Below are 24,597 nucleotides of genomic sequence, written 5' to 3'. Positions count from 1 at the left end.
CTGCACCGTGTCACTTTTCTCCCCACGGGTGCAGTATGAAGACGCATTTGCGAATCGGGGCGGCCGGGGTTCTCGCGGTCGCGGTGTTGGGCATTCACACGACGGCGGCTGACAAGAAGGAGCCGGACAAGGCCGCTCTGGAGCGAACCCGCGAGCAAGTCCAGATGCTCGACGACCTGTACAAGACGGCCGTCGTCAGCGTCACGGCGCACTACGGCGACAAGCAGGCCGCGAAGCCGGCGATCTTCGTGGCCAACGACGTGTTCGCCGCCATGAAGAAGAAGGGCTACCACACCGCCCGCCTCGTGGACGCGACCGGCGACCCGAAGAGCGACGCGAACATCGCGAAAACGGAGTTCGAGAAGAAGGCCATCCAGGCGATCAAGGGCGGGAAGTCGACCTACGAGGAAGTCGGCGAAGCGGACGGGAAGCCGGTGCTGCGGACGGCGACCATCGTGCCGGCCGTGATGAAGGCGTGTGCGAAGTGCCACGGCGTCAAGGAGAACGACCTGCTCGGCGCGATCGTGTACGAGTTGCCGATCAAGTGAGGATGAAGGGGTGACAAGACCGAAGAGTTTTTCTCACCCCTTCACCGCGTGACCCTTCATTCTTCTAGCCGAACGAGCAAATCGGGTACGTCGAAGACCCGCTCGCGGAGCTTGATCCGCTTGAACGGCCAGCCCTCCGGCGGCGTCACCGGCAGGGCGGCGTACTGGTCCACGATCACCGTGTCCACGACCGCTGCCGAGCCGATCTTCGCCTGCCAGACCAGCGGCCAACCGAGGCCGAATTTCTCGTCCTGGCCGGCCTTCCGCAACTCTTCCACTACGAACCGGCCTGCCCCGTAGCCGGGCTGCGAGTGCCGCCACTCGTACTCGTGCGGGCTGTTCGCCACCAGTTTGCGGGCCATCTCGGCGGCCACGCCGACCGACCCGTCGGGGACGCTCATCGCCCGGTAGACGGCGGCCATCTTCGCGGCCAATTCGTACTCGGTGCGGAACGCATCGGCCGGCGGCCCGAAACAGATCGTCCGGCTGACGGTGGCGTACAGGCCGTCGCGGTAGCCGGTCGCTTGCAAGACGCACGTCGATTCCACGGCCGCCTCCGTGAATCCCGCCCGGCGGACCTTCTGCGCTCGCCCGTCGGCGGCCACGCTGATCGTCGTCGCCTCAATGCCGTGCCGGTACAGGCGGTGGGCGAGGTGGCCGGCAATCTCTTGTTCGGTCTCGCCGCGCTCGACGTTTCGGGCCGTCGCCTCGACCGCGTGCGCGACCGCCCGGCCGAGTTCCAGGTACAGCCCTTGTTCGAACTCCGTCAGCGGTCGGATTTCCGGGCGGAGGCGGTCGTTAATCAGCGGCATGCTCGGGAACGGCCGGTCCGTGGCGAACTTCTTCCCGGCCACCAACTCGCCGAGGAGCACCGGCCGGCCGACGCTCCACTGCCACTCCTTCAGTTGGAAGCCGAGGCCGTCGAGTTCCTCGTCGAAGAGGCGCTGCGCGTCGATGTTGCTCGCGAGCAGCCACCGCTGCCGGCCGTTGGTGTAAACGCCGGGCCGCTCGCCGTCGGCGATCAGACCGCGGACGTTCATCCCGCCGGTGAACCACGTGACGTGGGCCGGCATCAGCAGCACCACGCCCTCGCAGCCCATCTCTTCGAGCAACCCGGCCACGCGGGCTTGCTTCCCGTCGATGTCGGCCCGCCGCTTCAGGATTTGCGGGTCGATGGCGTCGTCTTCGCCCTGCACTTCCGTGGGGGCCGGCGCGTCGGACGGGAGGGCCTCGGTGAAGATGCTGGTGATGTCTTCCAGATTTTCGCCGCCGCCGAAGATCGATTCCTCGTCGTCGAGGGCCGGCTTATCGTCGTTGAGAGATGGGTTCATGTGGGACTTGTCCCCCGGCCGTATGGCCACGCGATTTCGCCGTCCGCGTAGCGGCGGGCGAGTTCGCGGTATCGCAGGTTGATCGCTTTCGTGCGGCCAATTTCCTCGGCGGTCGCAGCGCGGACCACCTTCGCGGGCATGCCCATGACGACCGACCGCGGCGGGACGCGCATTCCCGGCGGCAGCACCGCCCCGGCCGCGATGAGGCACTCTTCGCCGACCTCCGTGCCGCCGAGCAACTTCGCCCCAATGCCGACGAGGGTGCCGGTCGCAACGCGAAGCCCGTGCAGCACTGCCGAGTGCCCGACGACGACTTCCGGCTCGATGACGTTGGGGAAGCCGTGGTCGCAGTGGACCACGGCGTTGTCCTGAATGTTCGTGAACTCGCCGACGGTGATGGGGGCCACGTCGCCCCGGATGGCGACGCCGAACCAGACGCTCACGCCGCGGCCGAGCGTCACGTCGGCCGTGACGACGGCGGTTTCCGCGATGTAGACTTCGCCGACGCGACGCATGGTGGCCGTCTCGGGGGTGCGAGTTCCGATCCGTGCATCATATCTTGATCCGGGAGCGACTCCAGTTCCCCCGTAGAGATTGAGGGCTTTGCCGGTTATGCGAACGACCGCCGTTGTCTTCCCCTTCGATACATTCGGCAATTCCGGCACCGGGGCGGGCGCGGAATTGCTCGGCGACGTACTTCGAGAGGTGTTGGCCGACACGGATGCCGAGAAGCGGGCGACCCGGCCGGCGGTGCTGCGGGACAAGTTGAAGGTGAAAGACTTCGCCTTCGAAACGATGGCCGACGTCACCGCGTGGCGGGAAACGGGGCGACAAGCGGCGAAGAAGGTACTCGCGGCTGGTGACTTTCTGTTGTGGCTCGGCGGGAACCACCTGAGCGTGCTGCCGGTGTACGAGGAACTGCCGCCGGACACGCTGGTGATTCAGTTCGACGCGCACCTGGACATTTACAACCTGCACGACTGCACGCCGGAATTGTCGCACGGCAACTTCCTGCTGCACGCGGAACGGCCTCTGCCGCGAGTGGTGAACGTCGGCAGCCGCGATCAGTTCCTGATGCCGCGGTACGTCGGGCGGACGTTCGCGGAAGTGTTTCCGGCCGAGCGCATCGCCGCGGACTTCGCCGGCGTGCTGCAATCGCTGACGGAGCAAGCCGCGACTGCGTCGAACATCTGGATCGACCTCGATGTGGACGCCGTCGACCCGCTGTTCCTGCCGGCCGTCTGCCAGCCGATGCCCTTCGGAATGACACCGCAACAACTGCTGGCAGTTCTGCAAGCCGTCTGGGGCGACAAGGTTCTCGGCGTTTCGATCAGTGAGTTCGCCCCCGGCCACGATGTCCGCGATGCGGGGTTGAACCTGCTCGGCTGGCTGTTGGAGTGGTTACTTCTCAAGCGGTACGGGGTGTAACTCTCGGCGATACTGCCCGCAGAATCGGAACATTTTCTCCAAACATCCAGCCGTTTCCCACGATTCCGATGCCGGTATTCGCCGGATGGGCACACTTGCGCGCGGGCCGCGTCCTCGGCGGATATTTCATCCGTCACAATCCTACCAGGCTTCACTCTCGATACACGCCGTGCGACGCGAGCGCCGCGGGCAACGAATACGATCCGGCGGCCGCTCACCCCTGCTTCCCGCACGACCGGCGTTCCGATACCCATTGCAGACGAGCGGTGGGGCATGTTCGCGGTTTGCGGATTCGCTCGTCGTCGCAAACGCGCGAAGGAAACACGAGGCGTCGCCGGGACCGGTTCAGGCGAATCGGTCGGGGAACGGTGGGAACCGGACCCAGTGGCGGCTCGTTCAGGAGGAGCATCATGAGGATGCGTTGGGCCTTTCTTGCGGCGACCGCGGTCTTCGGGACCGGGTCGAGCGCTCACGCGGGGCTGGGCGGGTGTACCACGTACGCCCCCGGGTGTTCGAACGCGCCGGCCGCTCAGTCGAGCTACTCGGCGTGTACCTCCGGGTGCCAGCCGACGTGCGAAGTCGTCCACGACTCCGCCGCCGGCAAGCGGTTCCACACCGGCTACACGACCGTCACCGAGACGGTCATGAAGCCGGTCACGAAGACCTGCTACCGCACCGAGCAACAGACGGTCATGAAGACCGTCACGGAAAAGAGCTGCCAGACGGTGCAGGAGGTCGTCAAGCGGCCCGTCTGCACGACGGTCATGAAGGAAGAAACCTGCGTCAACTACAAGCCCGTCTGCGAGACGGTGAACAAGGTCGTCACCGAGAACGTCTGCAAGCCCGTCACGGAAACCGTGATGAAGGAGTGCAAGTACACCGTCTACAAGAAAGTGTGCGAGACGCAGTACAAGGAGTGCACCTTCACCGTCTGCAAGCCGGTGTGCGAGCAAAAGGTCACGAAGCAGTGCTTCTTCGTCTGCCGCCCGGTGTGCGAGACGACGATGAAGGAGTGCACCGTCAACGTCTGCAAGCCGGTCACCGAGACCGTCATGAAGGACGTCTGCCGGACGGTGTGCGACAACGTCACGGAGACGGTGAACAAGTGCGTCACCCGGACCGTGTGCGAGCCGGTGACGACGACGAAGACCGTCTGCAAGAAGGTCCCGCAGGTCGTCACGGAAACGTACACGGTGAAGGGCGCGTGCAAGCTCGTCCCGACCTGTGACCCGTGCGCCAACGGGGCGAACCGCGGCGGCTGTGGTAACGGCTCCCCGTGCGGCGACCCCTGCGCCACCGGTGGCGGTTGCGACCCGTGCGCCAAGGCCGACCCGTGTGCGACGCCTTGCGACCCGTGCGCTTCGTCGTGCGGCAGCAAGGGCGGCCTGCTCGCCCGCCTGTGCGGTAACCGCGACGGTGCGACGCTCGGCGACAAGGTCCGCGCCCGCCTCGCCAGCCTCGGTGGCTCCGCTTCCAGCGGCGGCGTCATCGGTAGCTGCGGCGGCGGTTGTGGAGGTCCTGGCCTCAGCGGCATGACTGTGGTCCGCGAACCCGACGAAGTGAAAACCCGTCAGGTGACGAAGTGGACCACTGTTCAAGAGCAAGTGCCCGAGACGGTGATGGTCAAGCGGACCGTGACCGAGACGGTGCCGACGACCGTCACCAAGCAGGTGAAGCGGACCGTGACCGAGAAGGTCCCGACGACCGTCACCCGCAACGTGACCGTGGCCGAAACCCGCCTCGTGCCGCAAACGCACAAGCGGATCGCCTACGGGGCCTACGTGGACGCCGCCAACGCCAAGGGCACGCCGTGCGGTAGCCAGGGCGAGCACCTCGGCAAAGACGCCTGCGGCGGTATCGCCGACGGCACGGCGACCTACGAAACCGGCGGTAACGGCCGCGTGTTCGTGGAAGGCGTGAAGGTCAACAAGGACGTGGTCACGAACGTGACCCGTAACGTCAGCGTGACCGAAACCCGCAAGGTGCCGGTGCAAGTGCAGAAGACCGTCGCCGAAGAAGTCGTCAAGCACGTGCCGGTGACGACGACGCGGATGGTGTCCTCGACCGTCGAGAAGATCGTGCCCGTCACCACGACTAAGATGGTGGCCGTCGAGACGAAGAAGCTCGTCCCGACGAAGATCACGGAGATGAAGGAAGAGATCGTCTGCAAGAAAGTGCCGGTCGTGCTGACGAAGCAAATCCCGGTGACGACGACCGTGAAGGTCCCGTACACCACGACGGAAATGGTCCCGACGACCGTGACCCGCAAGGTGCCGGTTTGCAACGACCCCTGCGGCGGTGGCTGTGATAACGGCTGCGGCGGCGTGGCTGCCGGTCAGCTCGGCAACCACCTGAAGAACAGCGCCTGCGGCAACACGGGTTGTGGTAGCGACGCCTGTGCCACGAAGCGGCCGATCCGCGACCTGTTCGGCAAGCTGTTCAGCGGCCGCCTGTGCTGCCCGAAGGAAGCGGCCTCGTGCGACGCCTGTGCGACGGCCGCCCCGGCGTGCGAAGCCCCGTGTGCCACCGCCGCCCCGGCGGTCGCTGCCCCCGCAGCCGCGGCTCCGGTGGCCGAAGCCCCGAAGGCGATGCCGGCCCCGGTGAAGTTGCCGGTGGAAGCCCCGAAGAAGTAACCAATTGCAAACCCGCCCCTCGGGGCGGGTTTGTTGTTCCGCGAACCCCGCTCGTTCGAGCGGGGTTCGTCGTTTTTGTCGTCACGCCGCTCCGGTCGCCGGCTTCAGGCGGATGATGTTGTTCTTCGCGTCGGCGTCCAGCAGTGCTTCCGCCGTGACCTCCGCCGTGTGCCGCAGCCGTGCCGCCTCGGCCTCGGCGCGTTGGCGGCGGGCGTCGGCGATCGAGAGAATCATCGGCTCATCCAACGGCATCTTCTCGGCCTGCGTGCGGGCCTTTTCCTGCCGGCGCGCGGCGGCCTGTTGCTGCCGCTGACGGTCCGTGACCTCGGCGGCCATCCGTTGCAGTTCGCCGTGGCGGGCGACGAGGGCGGCCGATTCTGCACCAAGCGTCTTCAAGCGGCCGTCGATCTGCCGGAGAACGCGGCCGAACCGCGACTCCCACCGCTTGCGGAGAACCCGGATCCGGCGGGCGGCCTTCTCGCCGTCCGGTTGCCCGGTCGCTTCCTGTAACTGCTGTTCCGACGCCAACAGCCACGCGGCCAGCTTCGCCGCTTGCTCCTGCGTCTGTCGCTTCGTCCGCTCGCACTCGGCGACGGCGGCCACACATGCTTCCCGCTCGGCCTTGTAGTGGGCCATCGTCTCCAGCAGTTGTTCACGGGTGCGGGCGTGCTCGTCGTCCCACTTCTGGCAGACGAAGTCGAGGCCCGCCTCGCGGTCGGCGACGACACCCCGCCGCACGGCCAACCCGACCTCGGCCTGGGCCCGTTCGGCCTGGAATTGCATCTCACGCTCGGTCAGCATGGCGTGCCAGCGGTCGAGGGTCGTCTGGTACTTCCACAGTTCCCGCTCCCGCTCGCGGCGGTCGTCTTCCGTCCGCTCGGCCGCCGCCTCGCGGGTGGCCTGCATCTCCTCGCGGAACTCGACGGCCTTCACCAGACTCTCCAACTCGTCGACCGTGCGAACCTCTTCCGACTGCCACGACTGTTTGGCCGCGGCCAGGGCGTTGAACTGCTCGGCCAGCACTTGTCGCTGATCGGTCAGGTGTTCGGCGAGTTTTTCCAACTCACGGCGGGCGACGGCGAGTTCCTTGTGCTCGCGGTGCAATTCCTCTTCCCGCGCTTGCAGGGCCGTCAGTTGCCGCGGCGGAATGTCGCCGGCCGACGCGAGTGAAACCAGGCCGGCCGACGCGAGGGCAGCTCCCGTCACGCGGTCGACGACCTGTTTGGCCCGCTGCTGTTCGAGTTCTTGGAGCACCAATCGGGCGCTCAGCACGCGCTGGTCGAGGCCGATGGCTTCGGCTTTCACCTTCGCCAGTTCCGTGTCGGCCGCGTGCCGGTCACGTTTCATTTTCGCTTCGCGGGCCGTCACCTCTTGCTCGCGGGTTTCCAGCAGTTGGAAGAGCTTCGAGAGTTCGTCGTCCCGTTGGCGGCGCTCGTCGGCGAACTGCTGCTGCTGGGCGGCGTGCAGTTCCCAGGACTGCTGAAGTTGCCCGCGGAACTGCGTGCCCTCCTCGGCGAACCGCCCGCGCTCGGCCGTCAGGTCGGCGAAAGCGCGGTTGAGTTCCTCTTGCTGAAGGCCCAACTCGGCCCGCGCGGCTCGCACGACTTTTGCCTCGGTGGCGGCCTGCACGCGGACGCGCTTGAGGTAACGGGTGGCGGCCTTCCGCACGCGCCGGCGGGTGTCGCGGGCTTCGCGGTTCAGGCGGTCCGCCTCGGCGAGTTTCGGCTTCACGGCGGCCCGCTCGTCCCGCAGTTTCTCGCGGCCCTCGGCCAACTGTTCGAGCAGGGTCGCCAGATCGACGGTCGTCACCACAACATCGGACATGTTGCCACCCTCGCGCACGGAATCGCCCGCCCCGCTTATCGGCACGATCGCGAAAAAACTCCAGATCGATTCAAGTTTGCAAAAAGTACCCTTCCGCCGGCCGCCGGTCGTGGGTATTAGCGGCGGTGTGGGGAACGACTCGGCCCGCACGGGGGATGTGTGATGCGTCAATGGTTCGCAATCGGGGTGACACTCGCGACGGCCGCGGGGGCGAGCGCGCAGTTCGCCGTGGACCGCAAGCCCACGCCCGCCGCGCCGCCCGCCGGCCCGGCCCCCATTACCCTGACCCCGCCGTCGGCCCCGGTCGCGCCCGCGACCTCGTCGGCCCCGCCGTCGTTCAACCAAGTCGCCGCGACGACGGCGCGGCCGGCCGAACCGCCGGCGGCTACCCACCCGTGGTACGTGAAGCCGGAACACGGACAGTGGATGCTCGTGGTGAAGAGCTACAACGGCGAGAACGCGAAGGTCTTCGCCGAGCAACTCGCCAAGGAAATTCGCGAGACGTACAAGACGCCGGCCTACCTGTTCGAGCGGGGCCACGAGGAGAAGGTGAAGGAAGAGGACCGCGTCCGCATCGAGCGCGAGAAAAAGCGGGCCGAGCAAGAGCAGATGTTCCTGAAGTTCAACGACCAGATGCGTGAGGAAGCCTTCAAGAAGGGCTACGAGTTCCAGGAGACGCGGCCGAAGTACCGTGTGCCGAGCATCAAGTACGAGGAACAGTACGCGGTGCTCGTCGGCGGCTGGAAGGACATGGAGAGCGCCCGCAAGGGGTTGGACATCGTCCGTCGGTGGGCCGAGCCGGCCGACAAGCGGCTGATGGACCGCGGGTTCATCGGCGGGGCCGCGGAGAAGGGGCAGCAGACCACGCTCACCGGCGGCTTCCTGAACCCGTTCAAGCTCGCGTTCGTCGCCCCGAACCCGGCCGCCCCGAAGACGCTCACCGGCGAAGCCGGGTCTGACCCCTACGTGCTTGAATTGAACAAGCAGGAGCCGCTCAGCGTGCTCAAGATTCAAAAGCCGTGGACGATCGTGGTGAAGGCGTATTACGCCCCGGTGGACATGAAGGACAAGGACGCGAACAACGTCATCAGCATCAAGCGGCTGTTCAACTCGCAGCCCGAATACCTGGATAAGACCGCTCGGCTGTCCCAGAACTTGGCGACACTTCTTCGCAGTCTGAAGCCGACGCCGCAGTTCCCGAACGTCAAGCCGTTCGAGTCGTACATCCTGCACACGCTCAACGGCAGCCTCGTTTGCGTGGGGCAGTTCGATTCCGCGACCGACCCGCGCATGTTGGCGGAGCAGGACCGGTTGGAAGCGCTGCGTCTGAACGTCGGCGAAAAGGGCATGAAGGGGAACGAGGTCTACCCGTTTGACCGCCTCGCCGCGATGCAGGTGAAGTGAGTTTCGTGCGGGAGCTACAAGATCGCGAAAGCCCAGGGACGCCCGTCCCTGGGCTTTCGTTCGTTACACCCCGTCGGCCGACCCGTGGTTGACGAGGAACGCGAGTTGCTCGAACTGAATCGCGAGGTCCACCGTCACCACGCGGACGTGCGGCGGTACCCGTAGTAAACCAGGGGCGAAACTGAGTAGGCCCTTCACCCCGGCCTTCACCAGCGCGTCCGCGACGACTTGGGCCGCCTCCCCGGGCACGGTGATGACGCCGAGTTCGGCCTTGCGGACGGCAAGTTGTTCCTTGAGAGCCTCCATCGGGTAGACGCGGAGGCCCTCCACTTCGTGGTCAATCTTGTCGGCGGCGGCGTCGAACAGGCCGACGATCTCGAACCCTTGATCCCGGAAGCCGCGGTAGCGGAGCAACGCGCGGGCGAGGTTCCCGACGCCGACAAGCACGGCCTTCCACCCGCGGTCGGTGCCGAGCGTCCGGCGGATGACGCCCGCGAGGGCGGCGGCGTCGTACCCAACGCCGCGCTGCCCGAGGTGGCCGAGGGCGGCGAGGTCGCGCCGCACCTGCGCGTCGCTGACCCCGACGGAGTCCGCGAGTTGAGAACTTGACACCGTCGCGCCCGCCGAAAGGTGGGCGACGACGCGAAGGTAATGGCTCAACCGCTGGGCGGTGGCCCGAGAGAGTTCGCCTGGGTTTTCGTCGGCCCGACTCGGGGTCACGGAATCTCTCCCACCTGGGAACGGCGGTGTTCAATCCTCATTCTACCGCCGCGGCGGGCGGCAAGCGAGGGCCACCCGGTCGCCTACGGCTTTGCCAGATCGACGCAGATGATCTCCTTGTCGTTGCGGATGTAAGCGTGCTTGTTCGCGAACGCCGGCATGGACCACACGACCTTGCGGCCGAACGCCCCGCCGGTTTGCTCGATCACCTTCGCCCGGTCGATCTCCTCGTACCCCTGCGGGGTCAGTTTGCCGAAGACGAGGTGCCCCGTCTCGGCGAAGAACACGAAGCGGTCGCCGGTCTTGACGATGAACGCCGTCTCGGACCCCTTCGCCTGCTCGCCGCCGACCGGCCCCATGCCCTTCCACAACCGCTTGCCGCTCGGCAGTTCCACGCCGTACATGTCGCCGCTGTCGTCGTAGCCGTACAGCACCCCGTCTTGCAGGAACGGTTGCACATTCACCGGCGACACGCCGGCGTTCTTCTTGTCCTGCCAGACCACCTCGGGCTCGTCCGCCGGATTCTTCTTCAGCTTCAACAACAGATTCTTGTGGTTGTAGCCGCCGAAGTAGAGGTACTCGCCGGAGACGACCGGCGTCATGATCGTCGCCCCGTTGGTCGCGTCGTACGGCCTGCTCCAATTCCGCTTGCCGGTTTCCGGGTCCAGGCTCCGCAGCGCCTTCGGCCCCGCGACAATGAGTTGCCGACCGCCGCCAGCGTCGATGATCGTGACCGGGGCGTAGCCCTGGCCGTCTTGCTCGGGCTGCGACTGCGACCTCCAGATTTCCTTGCCCGTATTCTTGTCGAACGCGACGACGTGCGACCCGTCGCCGCCGGCGAGTGTGATGAGTTTCTGCCCGTCGATGAACGGGTGGGAGGCGTAACCCCAGAGCGCGGACTTCGTCTTGTACTCGTCCTTCAGTTCCTTCGCCCACACCTTCGCGCCCGTCTCGGCGTCCAGGCAGGCCAAGTGCCCCTCGGCCCCGAGGGTGTAAACCTTGCCGTCGTGGACGGTCGGCGTGCACCGCGGTCCGGCCGGGTAGCTGATGGCGTACTTGACGGGGTACTCGTAAGGGCTTTTCCAGACCGGCTTGCCGGTCGCCTCGTCGAGGCAATGGACGCGCTCGGTGCCGGTCGAGCCTTTGCGCTCGAAGTTGCCGCCGACTCGTTGCTCTTCGGTCAGGTCTTTGCTGACGTAGTCGGTGACGTAAACCTTTCCCTTCGACACGGCCGGCCCCGCGTACCCGCCGCCGACCGGCGTCCGCCAGAGAACCTTCGGCCCGCCTTCGGGGAACTTCTCGATCAGCCCGGTTTCGCGCCAGACGTTATCGTGTTTCGGCCCCATCCAGTTCGGCCAATCGTCAGCCCGGCCGACCGCGGCGGTGAGCAGAACGAGGGCGAGTGTCGTCGTCCGAACGAGCATGAGTGAGCCTCCTGAAGGGAATCACAAACGACCAGCCGACGGGTGTATCGTAGGCGGCGACGTTCCGCGAAGCGAGGGAGTTGTGCCGCGTGGGGCGTGCTGGCAGTATCAATCGGGGTCGGCCCCTCGTCGTGGAGCCGACCCGGGAATGGGTCGGGCGAGCAAAAGTGATAACGACTTCGGTCGTGGGTTTAGCGCACGGGGGCGTCGGTCGCGAGTTGCACGGCGACGAAGGCCATCGCCTCGTACTCGGTTTCGAACTCCAATTGGTGCCACCCCCGGTGGCGGGCGAGGACGAACTGCGGTCGGGCCAGCGTCGGCGGAAGGCCGGACCCGTCCGCGCCGTGGCGGTGGGGAGGCCACTGGCACAGGTCGATCTGCCAGTTCTGGCCCGGCCGGCGGTACAGCAAGACCGTCTCGCCGCGGGGCAGGGTCGCACAGGTTCGGTCAACGGGATCGTGAGCCATCGTCCAAACTCCGAGTCGCAAGATGAGGGCGGCCCAACCGCGAACCGCTCCCACCTCCACCTTCGCCGCGTCCCGCGTGGGCTTCAACAGTACATCTTGCCATCCGGCAAATCGTGGCCGGCAACCTGTTAAGTTTTGCGGGTTCTCGGCTCGGTCGGCGTCGGGCTTTCGCCGCCCGCGATTGGCTCAAGACGGGGAAGCGTCACGGCCCCGGCGGGGCGTCCGCCTTCTGCCCGCAGACCTTCTCGGCCGCGGCCGTGAGGAGGTCGAGGAAGACGCGGTCGGCCCATTCAACCTTGCCCGCGAGAGCCTTCGCCGCGCGAAACCCTTCGCGGCACTCGGCGGCGTCCTGCTCTTGGCCGTCGCGGTTCAGGGTCATGCCGAGCAACTACTTCGCGGCGGCGGAAATCGCCGCCTTCCCGTTCGGCACCTTCCGCAACGCCGCGCGGGCCTCGGCAAAGTTGCTTGAAATGAGGACGTTCAATGCTCCCGGCCGCACAGCCGGGCGAGTTGCTGCCGCGCCCGGGCCAGCCCCTTCTCGTCGGGTTCGTCCGGCGTGTCGAGGTAGTAGTCATCGCCGATGCCGGCCAGTTCCATCTGCACCCGCACCTCGTCCGGCGGCAGGTCGAGGAAGGCGTCGCCCATCAGGTGGTCGTCGTCCCAGAGGATCTGCCCTTCGAAAACTTCGAGCAACTCCCGCCACTTCCGGCGGCTCTTGGACGTGAGTCGGGGGAGGTTCTCCCACCCGGATTCCACGGCCACCGCGAGCAGGTGCCGGCGGGTGTCGGTGGACCGCAGCCCGCGGTCGGGACTCGTGGCCGCGACCAACTCCTCGGCGAGCACGTCCTGGACCGTGTAGAGGACGGCCGCGATCGTCGCCTCGTTGGCGGCCGTGTGGTGGGGCGGCGGGACGGCGGGGTCGCGAAGGGCCGTGGCGACATCGGCGAGGATCACGAACTTCTGCTCGGCGGTCAGGCGGTCGAACGCCGGGGCGCCGGTCTCGGTGGCATCGTCCTGGCCGTCGAGGTCGTCTTGCACGAAGTCGACGAGCAGGTCGAGTCCGACCGAAAACAGTTCCCACTCCGCGTCAGTCAGGACTCGGTCCCCCGAGTGCATTCGCCACACGCCCCACCCCCGATCCGATCACGGTTCCCCTGTAGGTATCATTGCTCCAACCGTCTGCCGTTTCAACGCCGGCTTGAGCCGCGGGGCAACGTGGTGGGTGTTTTGATGTGGGGCTACGGCGATTGCCGTGTGACTGTGTGGTTGCCGCCGCAACACCGCTCCCGCGGATGGGATGGGCTAACGGCCCACTCTACCGACCTTTCTCAACCTCCGAAATTCCGTAAAGAATTCGCAGCCCTTTTCCGACCGCCGCCGGGCCTGATACTGAATGGGCCAAGCTACCGAAACCACGCTCGCACAACTCTTGCTCGAAGCGATTGCGGGCCAACACGTTGCGCTCGGGCCGCTGCTGGAGGGCTATCGGCACTACCTCACGATTTTGGCCCGCGTCCAACTCGACCGGGCGTTGCAGGTCAAGCTCGGGGCGTCGGACATCGTCCAGGAAACTTTCCTGGAGGCGCACCGCGACTTCCCCCACTTCCGCGGGCAGAGCGTGCCCGAGTTCCTCGGCTGGTTGCGGCAGATTCTCGCCCGAAACCTTGCAAACCAGGTCCGTCGGTACCGTCAGACACGGAGTCGCGACATCCGCCTGGAACAGAGTATTGTCGAGTCCCTGGGGCACTCGTCCGAGCACATGGCGGCCACGCTGCCGGCCGCGGGACTTTCGCCGGTTCAATTCGCCGTCCGCGACGAGGCGGCCGTGATCCTCGCGAACGCCCTCGGCCAGCTGCCGCCGGACTACCGGGACGTCCTCGTCTACCGTAACCTGGAAGAACTGACGTTCCCCGAAGTGGCCGAGCGAATGAACCGGAGCGTGGACAGCGTGAAGAAACTCTGGGTCCGGGGGCTCGTTCAACTGAAGGGATTACTCCCCAAGACGCTATGACGCGGCAACTCCTACCTTCTGCCGGGCAGGACTTCGACGACCCCCGAGTCGTCGTCGCGCTGGAGCGGTACCTGGAAGCCCTGGAAGCCGGCCGCGCCCCGGACCGCGACGCCTTCCTCCGCGAGCACTCGGACATTGCCGACGTGCTGGAAGAGTGCCTGAGTGGCTTGGAGTTCTTACAGCACGCCGCCCCGAAGGAGGCGACCGAGCGAACGCCGGAACGGCTCGACGAGTATCGCATCTTGCGGGAAGTCGGCCGCGGCGGTATGGGCGTTGTTTACGAGGCGGAACGGACGACCGACGGCCGCCGGGTGGCGGTCAAGACGCTGCCGCTGGCGACCGGGTGGCAACCGATCGACCGCGAACGGTTCCGCAACGAAGCCCGCGCGGTGGGGATGCTCGACCACCCCAACATCGTGCCGATCCTCGCCGTCGGCTGCGACCGGGGCATTCACTACTTCGTCATGCCGCTCATCGTCGGCTCGTCTCTTGCGATACTCGGCGACCCCGACCACGCCCCGGCCGCGAGTACGGTCCCCTACGCCGCCGCCGGTGATCCGCGGCCGGACGCGATCCCGCTCCCGACGCCCGCGACCGAGTTGCCGAAGTCGTCGAAGGAGATCGTCCGGCTGATCGTGCAGGCGGCCGAGGCTCTGGCCCACGCCCACGACCGGGGCATCGTCCACCGCGACGTGAAGCCCGCAAACTGCCTGGTGGACGCGCACGGGCACTTGTGGGTCGTCGACTTCGGCCTGGCCCGCCTGAGCGGGGCCACGCGGCTGACCCGCACCGGGGCGATGGTGGGAACCCTCCAGTACATGGCCCCGGAACAACTGGACGCCGGCCGGGGGATCGTCGATCAGCGGACGGACCTGTACAGCCTCGGGGCGACACTCTACGAACTGCTCACGAGGCGGCCGTTGTTCGCGGTCCAGGACCGGGGGCAATTCGTCGCCGCGATTTTGAACGAGGAACCGCGGCCGCCCCGCGCGATCAACCCGATGGTTCCCTACGACCTGGAAACGATCACGCTCAAACTCCTCGCGAAAGAGCCGTCAGACCGTTACCCGTCGGCTGAGACATTGATCGCCGACTTCAAACAGTTCTTGGCCGAGAAGCCGATTGCCGCGAGGCGGCCGTCGCGGGGGCAACGCATGGGCCGGTGGATGAGCCGGCACCGGGGGCTTTCGCTGACGGCGGCCGCGGCCGTCTTCGGGGTCCTCGTTCTGCAAGGCGTGAACACCGTTCGCCTGATGAATCGCGAGTCGGCGTTACTGACCGAGCGCGAGGTCGTGCGAACGGCCGTTGACGAGATGTACACCGCATTCGCGGACCGCGTCCTGTCACGGACGGACGGCCTAGAGGCCGACCAGCGGGACTTCCTGGTGAAAGCCCGCGACCAGTACACCCGACTGGCCGCTCTGGAGGGAGCAAACCCGGGCGACCAGTTGGCGGCGGCCCGCAGTTGGCGGCGGGTCGGCGACATCGACCAACTGCTCGGCGACCCTGTTGCGGCCGAGAAATCGTACCGGGAATCGCAGGCGATCCTGACCGCGTTCACGAGCGCATCGACGGAGGTTCTTCGCGAAGTTGCCGCGACTGCGAACAACCTCGGCAACCTCTACCGGGTGACGGGGCGGACGGAAGCGGCCGACGAGTCCTACGCGACGGCCGCGGCCACACTTCGCACGCTGTCGGAGGCGCAACCCGCGACGGCCGAGGATCGTTTCGAGGCGGCCGGCGTCGAACACAACCGCGGGTTGATCTGCCAACTGCAAGACCGCCACCGGGACGCGGTCGAACGGTTCCGGGCCGCTCAGACGCGGTTCGCTCAACTGGCGACCGAGTTCCCGAACCGGGCCGAACTGGTCGAACACACCGCGTTCGTCGGGCACAACCTCGGTGTCTCGCTGCACTGCCAGAATCAGGACGCACCCGCGGCGGATGCCCTTCGGGAATCGCTGCTGCTCTGGGAGAAGGCCCAAAAGTTTCCGCAGCGGCCGCCGGAGACGCGCCGGCGGGCGGCCCGCACGCGATTGGAACTTGCCCGCGTTCGGATCGCCCAGAAGCGGCCGGACGAGGCACAGGCGCTCGCCGAGCAAGGCGTCACGGCCTTCGCGGCACTCGCTTCGGCGTCGCCCCGGGTGCCGCGGTATCGGCTCGACGAGGCCGTCGCCCGACTGGTTCTCGCCGAATCGCTCGCGACTCAGGATCAACGGCCGGCCGCGCGGCGGGAACTCGATCGCGCGCGGGAATCGCTGCTGGCGAGCAGTGCAGAATCGCCGAGCGAGTTGGCCACAGCGTACTGCCTTCAGGCCCAACTCGACGCGGCCGAGAGCCAATTGCTGGAAGCCGCGGCGGCGGTTCGTCAGGCCGAGGCTTGGGCCGCGCGAATCCCGCAGGCGGCGACGGCCGAACGAACGCGGTTGAGGATTGAGCGCGTCCGGGATACCATTCGGGAGCACGGAGGACACCAGTGAAACCGCTCATGACGACGGCATCCCGCCCGACGCGCCGCCGGCCCCTCCTGGGAGTGGAGGAACTGTCGCGCCGCGACGTGTGGAGCGCGACCCTGCCGGACGCGACCCTGGTGGTTCACGATTTGTCCCTGTCCGTCCCGGCGGCGGCCGCCGACTGGAAGACCCTCGCGTTCATCACGCCGGACGGCGTGAGCCACCCGGCCGAACTTTCGATCGAAGACAATCGCGTGGTCGGCCGGTGGGACGAGGACTTCACCCTCCCGAACATATCCGTCGTGACCATCCGCCTCGCGGAATCGATCGACCCTATCGTGCGCTACCGCGAACTGCCCGTCCTGTTGATGGCGTGGGCAGGTCCCGTGGCGTCCCAAAGCCAAGCGGGAATGGTGAGCGAGTCCCAAGTCTTTTTCGGCGACGTGCCCGGCACGTTGAGCGTCACCGCCGACAAGCCGGTCTGGCTGTGGCCTACCTCGCCGAGTCGAGACTTCTTCTCGTTCGCCTCGTCGCAGACCGACCTCCCGCCCGCGGTCATTCCACCGCCGCCCGCGCCGCCCGTTGTCATTTCGCCACCGGCCGCGCAAGTCCCCCCGCCGGGGCCGGCCGGACCAGTCGGGCCGGCGGATACGGTGCCGCCGCCTGCCACCGCCGTTGTCCCCCCGCCCGTCGTCCCGCCGCCCCGCCCGCCCGACCCGCCGCCGGTCGCGCCGGTGTTCTTCGTGTCGTCGCAACTGGATCACCAGGCTGGCACGTTCGGAACGCTTTCCAGTGCGGCGACTCGCCCGGATGCACTCGGCGACGGCGGCCGCGGGTTTACCACGCCGGTGTCGCCGCCATCGCGGGAAGCGGATCGCATCATTCTTGCGTCGTGGAATCCGGCGCACACGCTGTTCTCCGCGCCGACAGGGATCGAGCCGTGGGAGCGGTCCCGCGCGAGCAACGACTCGCAGCCCGTGGAGTCTCGCACGTCCTCCGACACGCGGCGAACGGGATCGCCCTCGACGTGGCAACTGGGCGTCGTGAGAAGTGAACTGACACTTACCTCGGAACCAACCGTTCGGGACATGACGATGTCGGCGAACGCCGTTCCCGATGAGGCTGATGAGCTACTCGCACGATTGGCCGCCCGGCCACTCCTGGCAGAATTGATTCCGACCGAAGCCGACCAGGCCGAGCCGAAAAAGAAACACGCTCACGTGATGAGCGTGTTCGGGGCGCTGGTGCTCGGCGGGGTCTGCTTCCGGTGGTTTTGGCTTCGGTCCGATGAAACGGCCCCCGCCCGCCCCGTCGGATTGACCAAACCGCCGATCGTGTAATCTCACCCCACGTAGACGCCGGTTCCCACCTGTGCGGTCGGGCTGTCGAAGTCCTCGAAGGCGGTCGGCTCGACGGCGTTGGATTGGGCGAGGGCCGTCCCGCGGTACAGGCGGCTCGTGGTCCCCGTCGCGTTCGCGATCAGTTCCGCCCGGCCGTCGCCGTCCACATCCTTGAGCGCCAACCTCACGCCGCCGCGGCTGGTGTCGTTGCCGTCCACGTAGAAGTTCGCCAACTGCACCGTGCTGCCGGTGGAGAACGCTTTGCCGTCGATGGTGTAAACCCGCGCGGCCCCGCCCGGCCCGCCGCCGAAGACGAAGTCCGCAATCCCGTCGCCGTTCACGTCGCCGGCGGCAACGGCCACGCCGTTCCGCAACCGCTCGGTGTCCGCGCCGGGGAAGGCGAAGAAGTCGTTGACCATCTTCGGCGGTTGCGTGCCGACGGCGGTGCTGAAGAGTGAGGAGCCGCGGTAGACGGCCACCCGCGGCCCGCCGCCGAGGCCGGCGGCGACGATCAGTTCCATCTTGCCGTCGCCGTCGGTGTCGCCGAAGGCGGCCGTCGCCCCGCCGCGGAAGTCGAGGTCGTCGATGCCGAAGAAGTTCGCCCGCACCACCAGTTTCCCGTCAACGAGCGAGTAGACGACCACCCGGCCGCTCCCGCCGACGTTCGGCGTGACGGCGAATTCCGCCTTGCCGTCGCCGTCCACGTCGCCGGTGGTGACGCTCACGCCGCCTTTGAAACTCGCTTCGAACACGTCGAGATCGAGTGGTGCGGTGACGGCGACGGGTTGCGCCTCCGGGTCGAGGCCGAGGAGGATGCGGACCTTCGACCCGCGGTCGCCGGTGGTAAAGATCGTGTCCGCGAAGCCGTCGCCGTTCAGGTCGCCGGTCGCGACGCGCACGGCCCCGGTGTAGTCGAGGAACGGCGCGAACGTCCCGGCCGAGACGAGCGTTCCGTCGGGGGCCGGTCGGAAGGCTTCGACGGTACCGTTGGCCCCGGAAACGTAGACCGTCGGCTGCTTCGTGGCGAAGAGAGACGTGGTCGTCGAGAGGCGTTCCAGGCCGAGGCCCGTCGACCCGCTCCCGCCGAGTACGACCCGCCCGGCCGCGTCGATCGCCTGAACGTAGGGCATGAGGGAGTTCTGCGCCGCGTTCGATGTCCCGACGGTGATCGCGCCGAGGATGCCGAAGGCACTGTCGGGTTGCCCGGTGGCGGTGAGCCGGCGGACGGTCACGCTGATCGGAGTCGGGGCAATGGAGAGGGCCGCCGTGCCCGGCACCGGGGCCGCGTCGTTGACGGTCGACGGAAAGTACTGGCTGACCGAACTCAACAGCGACAGGCCGCCGTTCGGCAGGGCGACGAGGCTGAGGTACGAGTTCGTCGTGGCACTCGGAACGCTGTCGCTGACCTTGGAGTCGAGAATGACGCTGCCGTTGTCGCCGAACGTTGCGTCGGGTTGCCCGGCGGCCGTGAAGCGGACGAGTTGGAACCGCGTCTCGGTTCGGCTCCCTTGAGGCCCGCCGGCGGGGTAGTCGTAGGACGAAGCGTTGACCTGGGTGCCGACGACGATCCCCCCGCCCGGTTGGGCACTGACCAACACGACGGGCGTCGTCACGTAATTGCTACTGCTACTTGTACCCAGGCCAGAGAATGTCTGGAGGAAGGCTTGGGCGTAGCCGTTGTTGCCGAACGTCGAGTCGGACACCCCGGCGGCGTTCAAGCGGAGGGCGACGGCGTAAACCGAAATCGGTCCGCTCGAAGACGTGGCCGTGCTGTGTGCTCCGGCAATGACCACAGACCCGTCGGCCAAAATCTCGATCCCGCCCACCTGATCGAATTGGCTCGCGTCAACCGTCGTCAACACCACGCCGCCAGTGCCGTAGGTCGAGTCGAGCGTGCCGTCGGCGTTCAGGCGGCGTGCGACCACCCGGGGTCGGTTCGAATCGGACGTATTCGCGTAGTCGAGCGCGACGAGTTGGAGCCGCCCGCCGGTCAGCACGGCGAGTTTCGTCCCGTACTCTTGTTGGCTCGGCGAGGCCGAGTCCAGCAACACTTGCCCGGTGCCGCCAAAGGTGGTGTCGTCCGACCCGTCGGCGTTCAACCGCTTGACGAAGACTTTCGAACTCGTCGGCACGTCCGGTGCGAAAATTAACCGCGACCCCGTGATGACGATTTTGCCGTCCGGCTGAATGAGGAGTTGGTCCGGGTTGAGATTCTCGTCCCCCGTTGGCGAGATCGTGCGGACGCCGTCGCCGTCGAACGACGTGTCGAGCGTCCCGTCCGCGTTGTACCGTGCCACCACGACCTTGTCGAACAGTCGGCCGAGGACGACGTACTTCCCGGCGGCATCGACGGCCGTGGCCGTGACAGACCCGGACACCCCGCCAACGTCGAGCGAAAGGATCGCCGGGCGGCCGCCGTTGAACGTCGGATCGAGGTTGGCACCGGTGCTACCGCTGGTGACGACGAACCGGCCGACGGGGTTCTGATTGTTCGCCGTCGGCGGAACGGCCGGCGGATCGTTCGCGAGGCGAGCCAGTCCGATGCGGCTCGTCGTCGGGGTGGAAGGGGTCGAAGTCGTCGCCCCGGCGGCGAGAAGGCCGTTACCGTCGGGGACGAGAATGGCCGGGTTGATCGACTCCCCCGGCACGGCCGACGTGAGGGTGGGGAGTACGCCGTTCGGCCCGAAACTCCCATCGACTTGGCCGTTCGCGGTGAACCCCCGGAGTTCGCTATCGTACCGCGCCTGCCCCTGTTCGATGATTTGTGTCTCGGCTTCCACGACCAACCGCCCGTCGGGCAACACGGTGAAGAGGCCCAGGGTCAGGGACGTGTTCGCGCCGTCCTGGTCGCGGGCGGTCAAGACGCCGTTATCCGCAAAGGACCCGTCCCGCTGTCCGTCGGCCGTGAACCGGGTCACGAGAATCTTGTTGCGACTTTCCGTCCCCGAACTCGTCGTCGAGTAAATGTTCACGTTGGCCGCGATCGTGATCTTCCCGTCGGGTTGGACGCCCGGGCTGATGGCGTAGGCGTAAATCGAGGCACTCCCGCCGTCCGGCACGGGCACACTGACCAAGACGGTTTCCGCGAACCCGGTGCCGTTGAACGTCGCGTCGGGCGACCCGTCGGCCGCGAGGCGGTAGACGTCCAGGAACAATTCTTGCGGCGAGACTTGCTGCGTCGCGTAAGGCGTGGAGGTGGTACCCGAGAAAACCACGCGGTCGTCGGCGAGAATGGCGGCCGTGCCGCCGTTGATCGAGTTGAGGGAGCGAGAGGAGTTGCCCGCGTTTACGGAGGCAGCAACGGCGACCCCTCCTGTGCCGTAGGCCGTGTCCAACTCGCCGCCGGCCGTCAATCGCGCCGCGAAAAAGCCGGGCACGTCGGCGGCGGTAGGTGAATTCGAGGGCGTGAGGGCCGGGTAAACGGGAATGTATTCATTCCCGGCCAGCACAACGTGCCCGTCGTCGAAGACGCGGACGGCGAGCAGAGTGTTGGCGTAATAACTCCCCGGTTCGTTGGCGAGGTTGACGACGGCCCGACCACCGTCGCCGAACGAATCGTCATAAGTACCGTCGGAATTGAGCCGAATCGCGACGAGGCTCGTTTTCACGGAGTAGGGCGCGAAGGAAGACGGCCCGTTGTTCTCCGTCACGACGCCGGCGAGGACAACGCGGCCGTCCGCTTGCAGGGCCATTTTGCTCAACGAGATTGTCGAGCTTTGGCCCGACCACGACAGGATCGGTTCGATGCCGTCGCCGTCGAAGGTGGCGTCGAGTTCGCCGTTCGGGTTAAACCGGGCGAGCACCGGGCTCCCCCCGATCCCGCCGAGTACCCAAATTTTCCCATCGGGCCGCACCACGGCGTCGTTGACGGTGCCGTACACTGATACCGGCCCCGGCGTGACGAACGTCCGGCCGCCGACGCCGAACGACGGGTCCAGCCCCAGGGTCGGGATCAGCCGTTCTTCAAGGCTCTCGAACCGCAGTGCTGTTCGCGTGTTACGGCGCATGATCCGTCGCTCCGTTCGGGAAATCCAATTCACCTGATTCCTCTGGCACGGTTCGAGGGCGAATAGTGCCAGTGATTGTGCCCCGTATTCCCGATAATTCTCACATCCGTCCCGGCTCTTAATCGGCAACTCAGGACTACCGGAATAGGATACTGCCGTCGAAACCTTGCGGGCGGCACGCCGACCCAAAGGGGCCGCCGACAGACACGCCTCTCTCCCGTTCCTCCCTCGTGCCGGAGTTTCGAATGCGCGCACCGCTCGATGGTACTCCCCCGCATCGGCAACGCCTGATCTTCACGCTCCTGCTCCTCGGACTCAGTTTCGCAAACACGTCTGCCGTTCGCGCCGCGGACGCCCCGCCGCCGTTCACCGGTGAGAAAACGGCCTGGCACGGCTTCGACCGCTACGACTTTCTGATGGACGAGGCGACCTTCGCGATCAAGCCCTTCACGGCCCCGGCCGACGAGAAGAACGCGGTGAAGGCTCAGGTCAAGGGGCAACTCCGTTGCGTCGTCGTTGTTCCCAAACAGGCCGCCGCCGGGATGCCGTGGTCGTGGCAGGGGTATTATTTCGATCACGAGCCGCAGGTCGAAGTCGAACTGCTCAAGCGGGGCTTTCACATCGGCTTCGTGCTGTCCGACGCCGGTAAGTCGTGGGATGCGTGGTACACGTTCCTGACCGAGAAACACGGCCTCTCGAAGAAGCCGTCGTTCGTCGGGATGAGCCGCGGCGGGCGGAACGCCTTCACGTGGGCGACCGCCAACCCGGACAAGGTGACGTGCCTTTACGTCGACAACCCGGCCGTCAGTCGGGAGAGCATTCAACTCCTCGGCGGGTTGGTCAAGAACGACGTGCCGCTGCTCCACGTCTGCGGCAGCCTCGACCCGATCCTCGGCAACCACACGCTCGTCACGGAGAGCGCCTACCAACAGCTCGGCGGCCGGATCAGCGTGATGATCAAGGACGGGGCCGCCCACCACCCGCACAGTTTCCGAGACCCCAAGCCGATCGCCGACTTCATCGTGGCCAGTCTCGACCCGCCGGCGGTCAAAGCTCCCGCATTCGTGGGGGCGACCTTCACCAAATCGGCGTTCTACGGCGTCGCGAACTCGTACCGGGAGCTTCCGAACGAGGGAACCTACGTCACCTGTCGCGGTCCATTGTTCTCGCCCACCTTCGACCGCTACGATTTTCGGATCAACGGGATCAAGAGCGGCGTCTCGGCCATCGTGCCGAAGAAAGAAGCTCCGGGCAAGCCGTGGGTCTACCGCGCGGAGTTCGTCACTCGGGACGCCGTCGTGGACTTGGCCCTGTTGGAACAAGGCTTTCACATCGTCACCGGCCCGGTGCCCACCGACACCGACGGCCCGGTGCTGCAACAGTGGGACGCCGTTTACAAGCACCTGACGGACCACGGCTTTTCCACGAAGCCGGTGCTGGAAGGGGCGAGCGGGGCCGCGGGCGAAGCGTATGCCTGGGCCATCGCGAACCCGGACAAAGTGTCGTGCGTCTACGCGGAGAACCCCCGCCTCCGCAGCCGCATGACCAAGGCGCAGCCGCTCGACAACCTTGCCCCGCTCGCGAAGGCCGGGGTGCCGGTGCTGCACGTCTGCGGCAGCCTCGACCCCGGACTCGCGAGCCAAACGCGGGTGCTGGAGAAACGCTACCAGGAACTTGGCGGGTCAGTCACGGTCATCGTGAAAGACGGCGAGGGCCACTACCCGACCGCCCCCAAAGACCTGAAGCCAGTCGTGGACTTCATCCTGAAACGTCAGGCGACGGTGGAACCGAAGGTGGAAACGTCACCCCCGCGGGATTACCGCTTCGACCGGACGATGACGCGGACCGTGCTTGAGAATTACCTGTCGCGGTCCATTTCGATGGAAGGCTTGTTGAACGGCCGCGGCGACCTGGACGACAACGTCCGCATGCTCAAGGCGACCGGGGCCAAGTTCATCGGCCGTAGCCTGTGCCTGTGGGCGGGCGAGGCCAACCTCTTGCGGAACCTGGACCGGGCAAAGGAGCAAATCGCCAAGGTCCACGCCGTTGATGCCGAGATGATTCTTCAGGCGTGCGTCTTCGAGATCGTGACGATGCAAGTCGAGCAGGTGCCCGTGCCGGACTGGGCGTTCAAGGCCCTGGGCCAGCCGGTGGAGAAGAGGAACTTCCGCTACGCCGACATGCTCTCGTCCGACGGCCGGCGGCAGAACCACTGGGGCCGAAACTCGTCCGTGCCCGACGTGAGCCGGCCGGAGACGAAGCTATGGTTCTACTTCCTGGCGGCTTCCTTCATCGACCGCGGCTTCGAGGCGATTCACTTCGGCCAGGCAGAACTGATGAACGGCAACAATCGCGACCTGAAAGACTGGGACGAAGTCTTGAAGCTGGTTCGGGCACATGCGGCCAAGCACGCCCGCCGGCACATGGTGGTGTGCGACGCCCACGCGCCAAGCGGCGGGTTGGTGCGCGACGGCCGGTTGCTCCTTGACTTCCATTCCTTCCCGTTGCGGGTCATGGAAGTTGCCGACAAACCGCAGGAGGGCGTCCTGAAGGTCGGCTTTTCCGACGGCTTCTACGGGCGGAGCAAGGGCGGCGAGACGCCGAGCGGGTGGGCGTGCGACCACCTGCCGTACCTGGTCGAACTCGACAACTGGGGCGCGAGCAAGCAACCCGGTCAGGCGAAGGCCGGCGGCATCTGGGTCTGGGGGTACGACGAGATCACGTGGTTCGCCCACCAGCCGAAGGAGTACCGCGCGAACTGGCTCCGGTACGCCCGCGACTGGGTGCGCACGACGGACCCCAACGGCTTCTTGCAAATGCCCGGCAGCCGTACCATGCGGTCGCCCCTGGACGGCAAGCGGTGGTACTACGCGAACACCGCCAGTGCGGCTGTCCCCGACGGGCTCGGAGACGAGGAAGCGATTCGCGCCGTCTGGGCCACGCCTGCGAACACCAAGTAGCCCGAGCGTCCTTCATCCGCGGCATCGCCCTGAGTCCCCGGATCGCA

Annotated in this window: 17 protein-coding genes; 8 read left to right on the top strand and 9 right to left on the bottom strand. The window is 66.7% G+C overall.

All coding sequences use genetic code 11. The annotated features are described in order from the left end of the window. The first annotated feature begins 35 nt into the window (after positions 1 to 35). On the top strand, positions 36 to 548 hold the full coding sequence (locus PX52LOC_RS02705; protein WP_149108638.1) for a c-type heme family protein: 513 nt from the start codon (positions 36 to 38) through the stop codon (positions 546 to 548). A 56-nt stretch (positions 549 to 604) separates the two neighbouring features. Here the strand turns inward: PX52LOC_RS02705 and PX52LOC_RS02700 are convergent, their stop codons facing one another. Then, on the bottom strand, positions 605 to 1,879 hold the full coding sequence (locus PX52LOC_RS02700) for a M24 family metallopeptidase (protein ID WP_149108637.1): 1,275 nt from the start codon (positions 1,877 to 1,879) through the stop codon (positions 605 to 607). Further along, positions 1,876 to 2,394 (bottom strand): gamma carbonic anhydrase family protein, encoded by a 519-nt coding sequence (locus tag PX52LOC_RS02695; RefSeq protein ID WP_149108636.1) that lies wholly within the window; start codon positions 2,392 to 2,394, stop codon positions 1,876 to 1,878. The genes PX52LOC_RS02700 and PX52LOC_RS02695 overlap by 4 nt, the downstream gene beginning before the upstream one ends. Positions 2,395 to 2,491: 97 nt before the next feature. Between PX52LOC_RS02695 and PX52LOC_RS02690 the strand changes: the two genes are divergently transcribed. Next, positions 2,492 to 3,307, top strand: a complete 816-nt coding sequence (locus PX52LOC_RS02690) for an arginase family protein (protein WP_149108635.1) — start codon at positions 2,492 to 2,494, stop codon at positions 3,305 to 3,307. Positions 3,308 to 3,717: 410 nt separating this feature from the next. Beyond that, positions 3,718 to 5,940, top strand: a complete 2,223-nt coding sequence (locus PX52LOC_RS02685; RefSeq protein WP_168218773.1) for a hypothetical protein — start codon at positions 3,718 to 3,720, stop codon at positions 5,938 to 5,940. An 81-nt stretch (positions 5,941 to 6,021) separates the two neighbouring features. Here PX52LOC_RS02685 and PX52LOC_RS02680 read toward each other — a convergent pair whose 3' ends face one another. Next, the gene (locus tag PX52LOC_RS02680; RefSeq protein ID WP_149108633.1) at positions 6,022 to 7,764 is read right to left on the bottom strand and encodes a coiled-coil domain-containing protein; all 1,743 of its coding nucleotides are present in this window, start codon (positions 7,762 to 7,764) and stop codon (positions 6,022 to 6,024) included. Between the two features lie 162 nt (positions 7,765 to 7,926). Between PX52LOC_RS02680 and PX52LOC_RS02675 the strand changes: the two genes are divergently transcribed. Beyond that, complete coding sequence (locus PX52LOC_RS02675; RefSeq protein WP_149108632.1) at positions 7,927 to 9,168, top strand: SPOR domain-containing protein; 1,242 nt, start codon at positions 7,927 to 7,929, stop codon at positions 9,166 to 9,168. 63 nt (positions 9,169 to 9,231) lie between these two features. Here the strand turns inward: PX52LOC_RS02675 and PX52LOC_RS02670 are convergent, their stop codons facing one another. The 5 genes from PX52LOC_RS02670 to PX52LOC_RS02655 all read right to left on the bottom strand — a co-directional run bounded on the left by PX52LOC_RS02670 (position 9,232) and on the right by PX52LOC_RS02655 (position 12,895). Next, positions 9,232 to 9,888: a redox-sensing transcriptional repressor Rex gene (locus PX52LOC_RS02670; protein WP_149108631.1), complete on the bottom strand. Its 657-nt coding sequence runs from the start codon at positions 9,886 to 9,888 to the stop codon at positions 9,232 to 9,234. An 83-nt stretch (positions 9,889 to 9,971) separates the two neighbouring features. Next, the gene (locus tag PX52LOC_RS02665) at positions 9,972 to 11,312 is read right to left on the bottom strand and encodes a PQQ-binding-like beta-propeller repeat protein (RefSeq protein ID WP_149108630.1); all 1,341 of its coding nucleotides are present in this window, start codon (positions 11,310 to 11,312) and stop codon (positions 9,972 to 9,974) included. 191 nt (positions 11,313 to 11,503) lie between these two features. After that, entirely contained in the window at positions 11,504 to 11,779 is a 276-nt protein-coding gene (locus PX52LOC_RS02660) for a hypothetical protein (protein WP_149108629.1), read from the bottom strand. A 202-nt stretch (positions 11,780 to 11,981) separates the two neighbouring features. Further along, a complete protein-coding gene (locus PX52LOC_RS40175) occupies positions 11,982 to 12,158 on the bottom strand; it encodes a hypothetical protein (protein WP_168218772.1) in 177 nt (58 codons plus the stop codon). Between the two features lie 101 nt (positions 12,159 to 12,259). Next, a complete protein-coding gene (locus PX52LOC_RS02655; RefSeq protein ID WP_149108628.1) occupies positions 12,260 to 12,895 on the bottom strand; it encodes a hypothetical protein in 636 nt (211 codons plus the stop codon). A 277-nt stretch (positions 12,896 to 13,172) separates the two neighbouring features. Between PX52LOC_RS02655 and PX52LOC_RS02650 the strand changes: the two genes are divergently transcribed. The 3 genes from PX52LOC_RS02650 to PX52LOC_RS02640 are packed head-to-tail and all read left to right on the top strand — an operon-like array spanning position 13,173 to position 17,583. After that, positions 13,173 to 13,790: a sigma-70 family RNA polymerase sigma factor gene (locus tag PX52LOC_RS02650; RefSeq protein ID WP_149108627.1), complete on the top strand. Its 618-nt coding sequence runs from the start codon at positions 13,173 to 13,175 to the stop codon at positions 13,788 to 13,790. Further along, positions 13,787 to 16,270 carry a serine/threonine-protein kinase gene (locus PX52LOC_RS02645; protein WP_149108626.1) on the top strand — a complete coding sequence of 828 codons (2,484 nt, stop codon included), beginning with the start codon at positions 13,787 to 13,789 and terminating at the stop codon, positions 16,268 to 16,270. Before PX52LOC_RS02650 ends, PX52LOC_RS02645 begins: the two co-directional genes overlap by 4 nt. Next, positions 16,267 to 17,583, top strand: a complete 1,317-nt coding sequence (locus PX52LOC_RS02640) for a hypothetical protein (RefSeq protein WP_149108625.1) — start codon at positions 16,267 to 16,269, stop codon at positions 17,581 to 17,583. Before PX52LOC_RS02645 ends, PX52LOC_RS02640 begins: the two co-directional genes overlap by 4 nt. Before the next feature lie 2 nt (positions 17,584 to 17,585). Here PX52LOC_RS02640 and PX52LOC_RS02635 read toward each other — a convergent pair whose 3' ends face one another. Then, on the bottom strand, positions 17,586 to 21,590 hold the full coding sequence (locus PX52LOC_RS02635) for an FG-GAP-like repeat-containing protein (protein ID WP_149108624.1): 4,005 nt from the start codon (positions 21,588 to 21,590) through the stop codon (positions 17,586 to 17,588). Positions 21,591 to 21,835: 245 nt separating this feature from the next. Between PX52LOC_RS02635 and PX52LOC_RS41870 the strand changes: the two genes are divergently transcribed. Further along, positions 21,836 to 24,550 (top strand): hypothetical protein, encoded by a 2,715-nt coding sequence (locus PX52LOC_RS41870; RefSeq protein WP_218575271.1) that lies wholly within the window; start codon positions 21,836 to 21,838, stop codon positions 24,548 to 24,550. Positions 24,551 to 24,597: the final 47 nt, after the last annotated feature.

Origin of the sequence: Limnoglobus roseus (assembly GCF_008254045.1) — a bacterium.
In the GTDB taxonomy this organism is placed as follows: domain Bacteria; phylum Planctomycetota; class Planctomycetia; order Gemmatales; family Gemmataceae; genus Limnoglobus; species Limnoglobus roseus.
The sequence above is the reverse complement of the archived record's forward strand: the minus strand, read 5'-3'. Positions and strand labels throughout refer to the sequence as shown.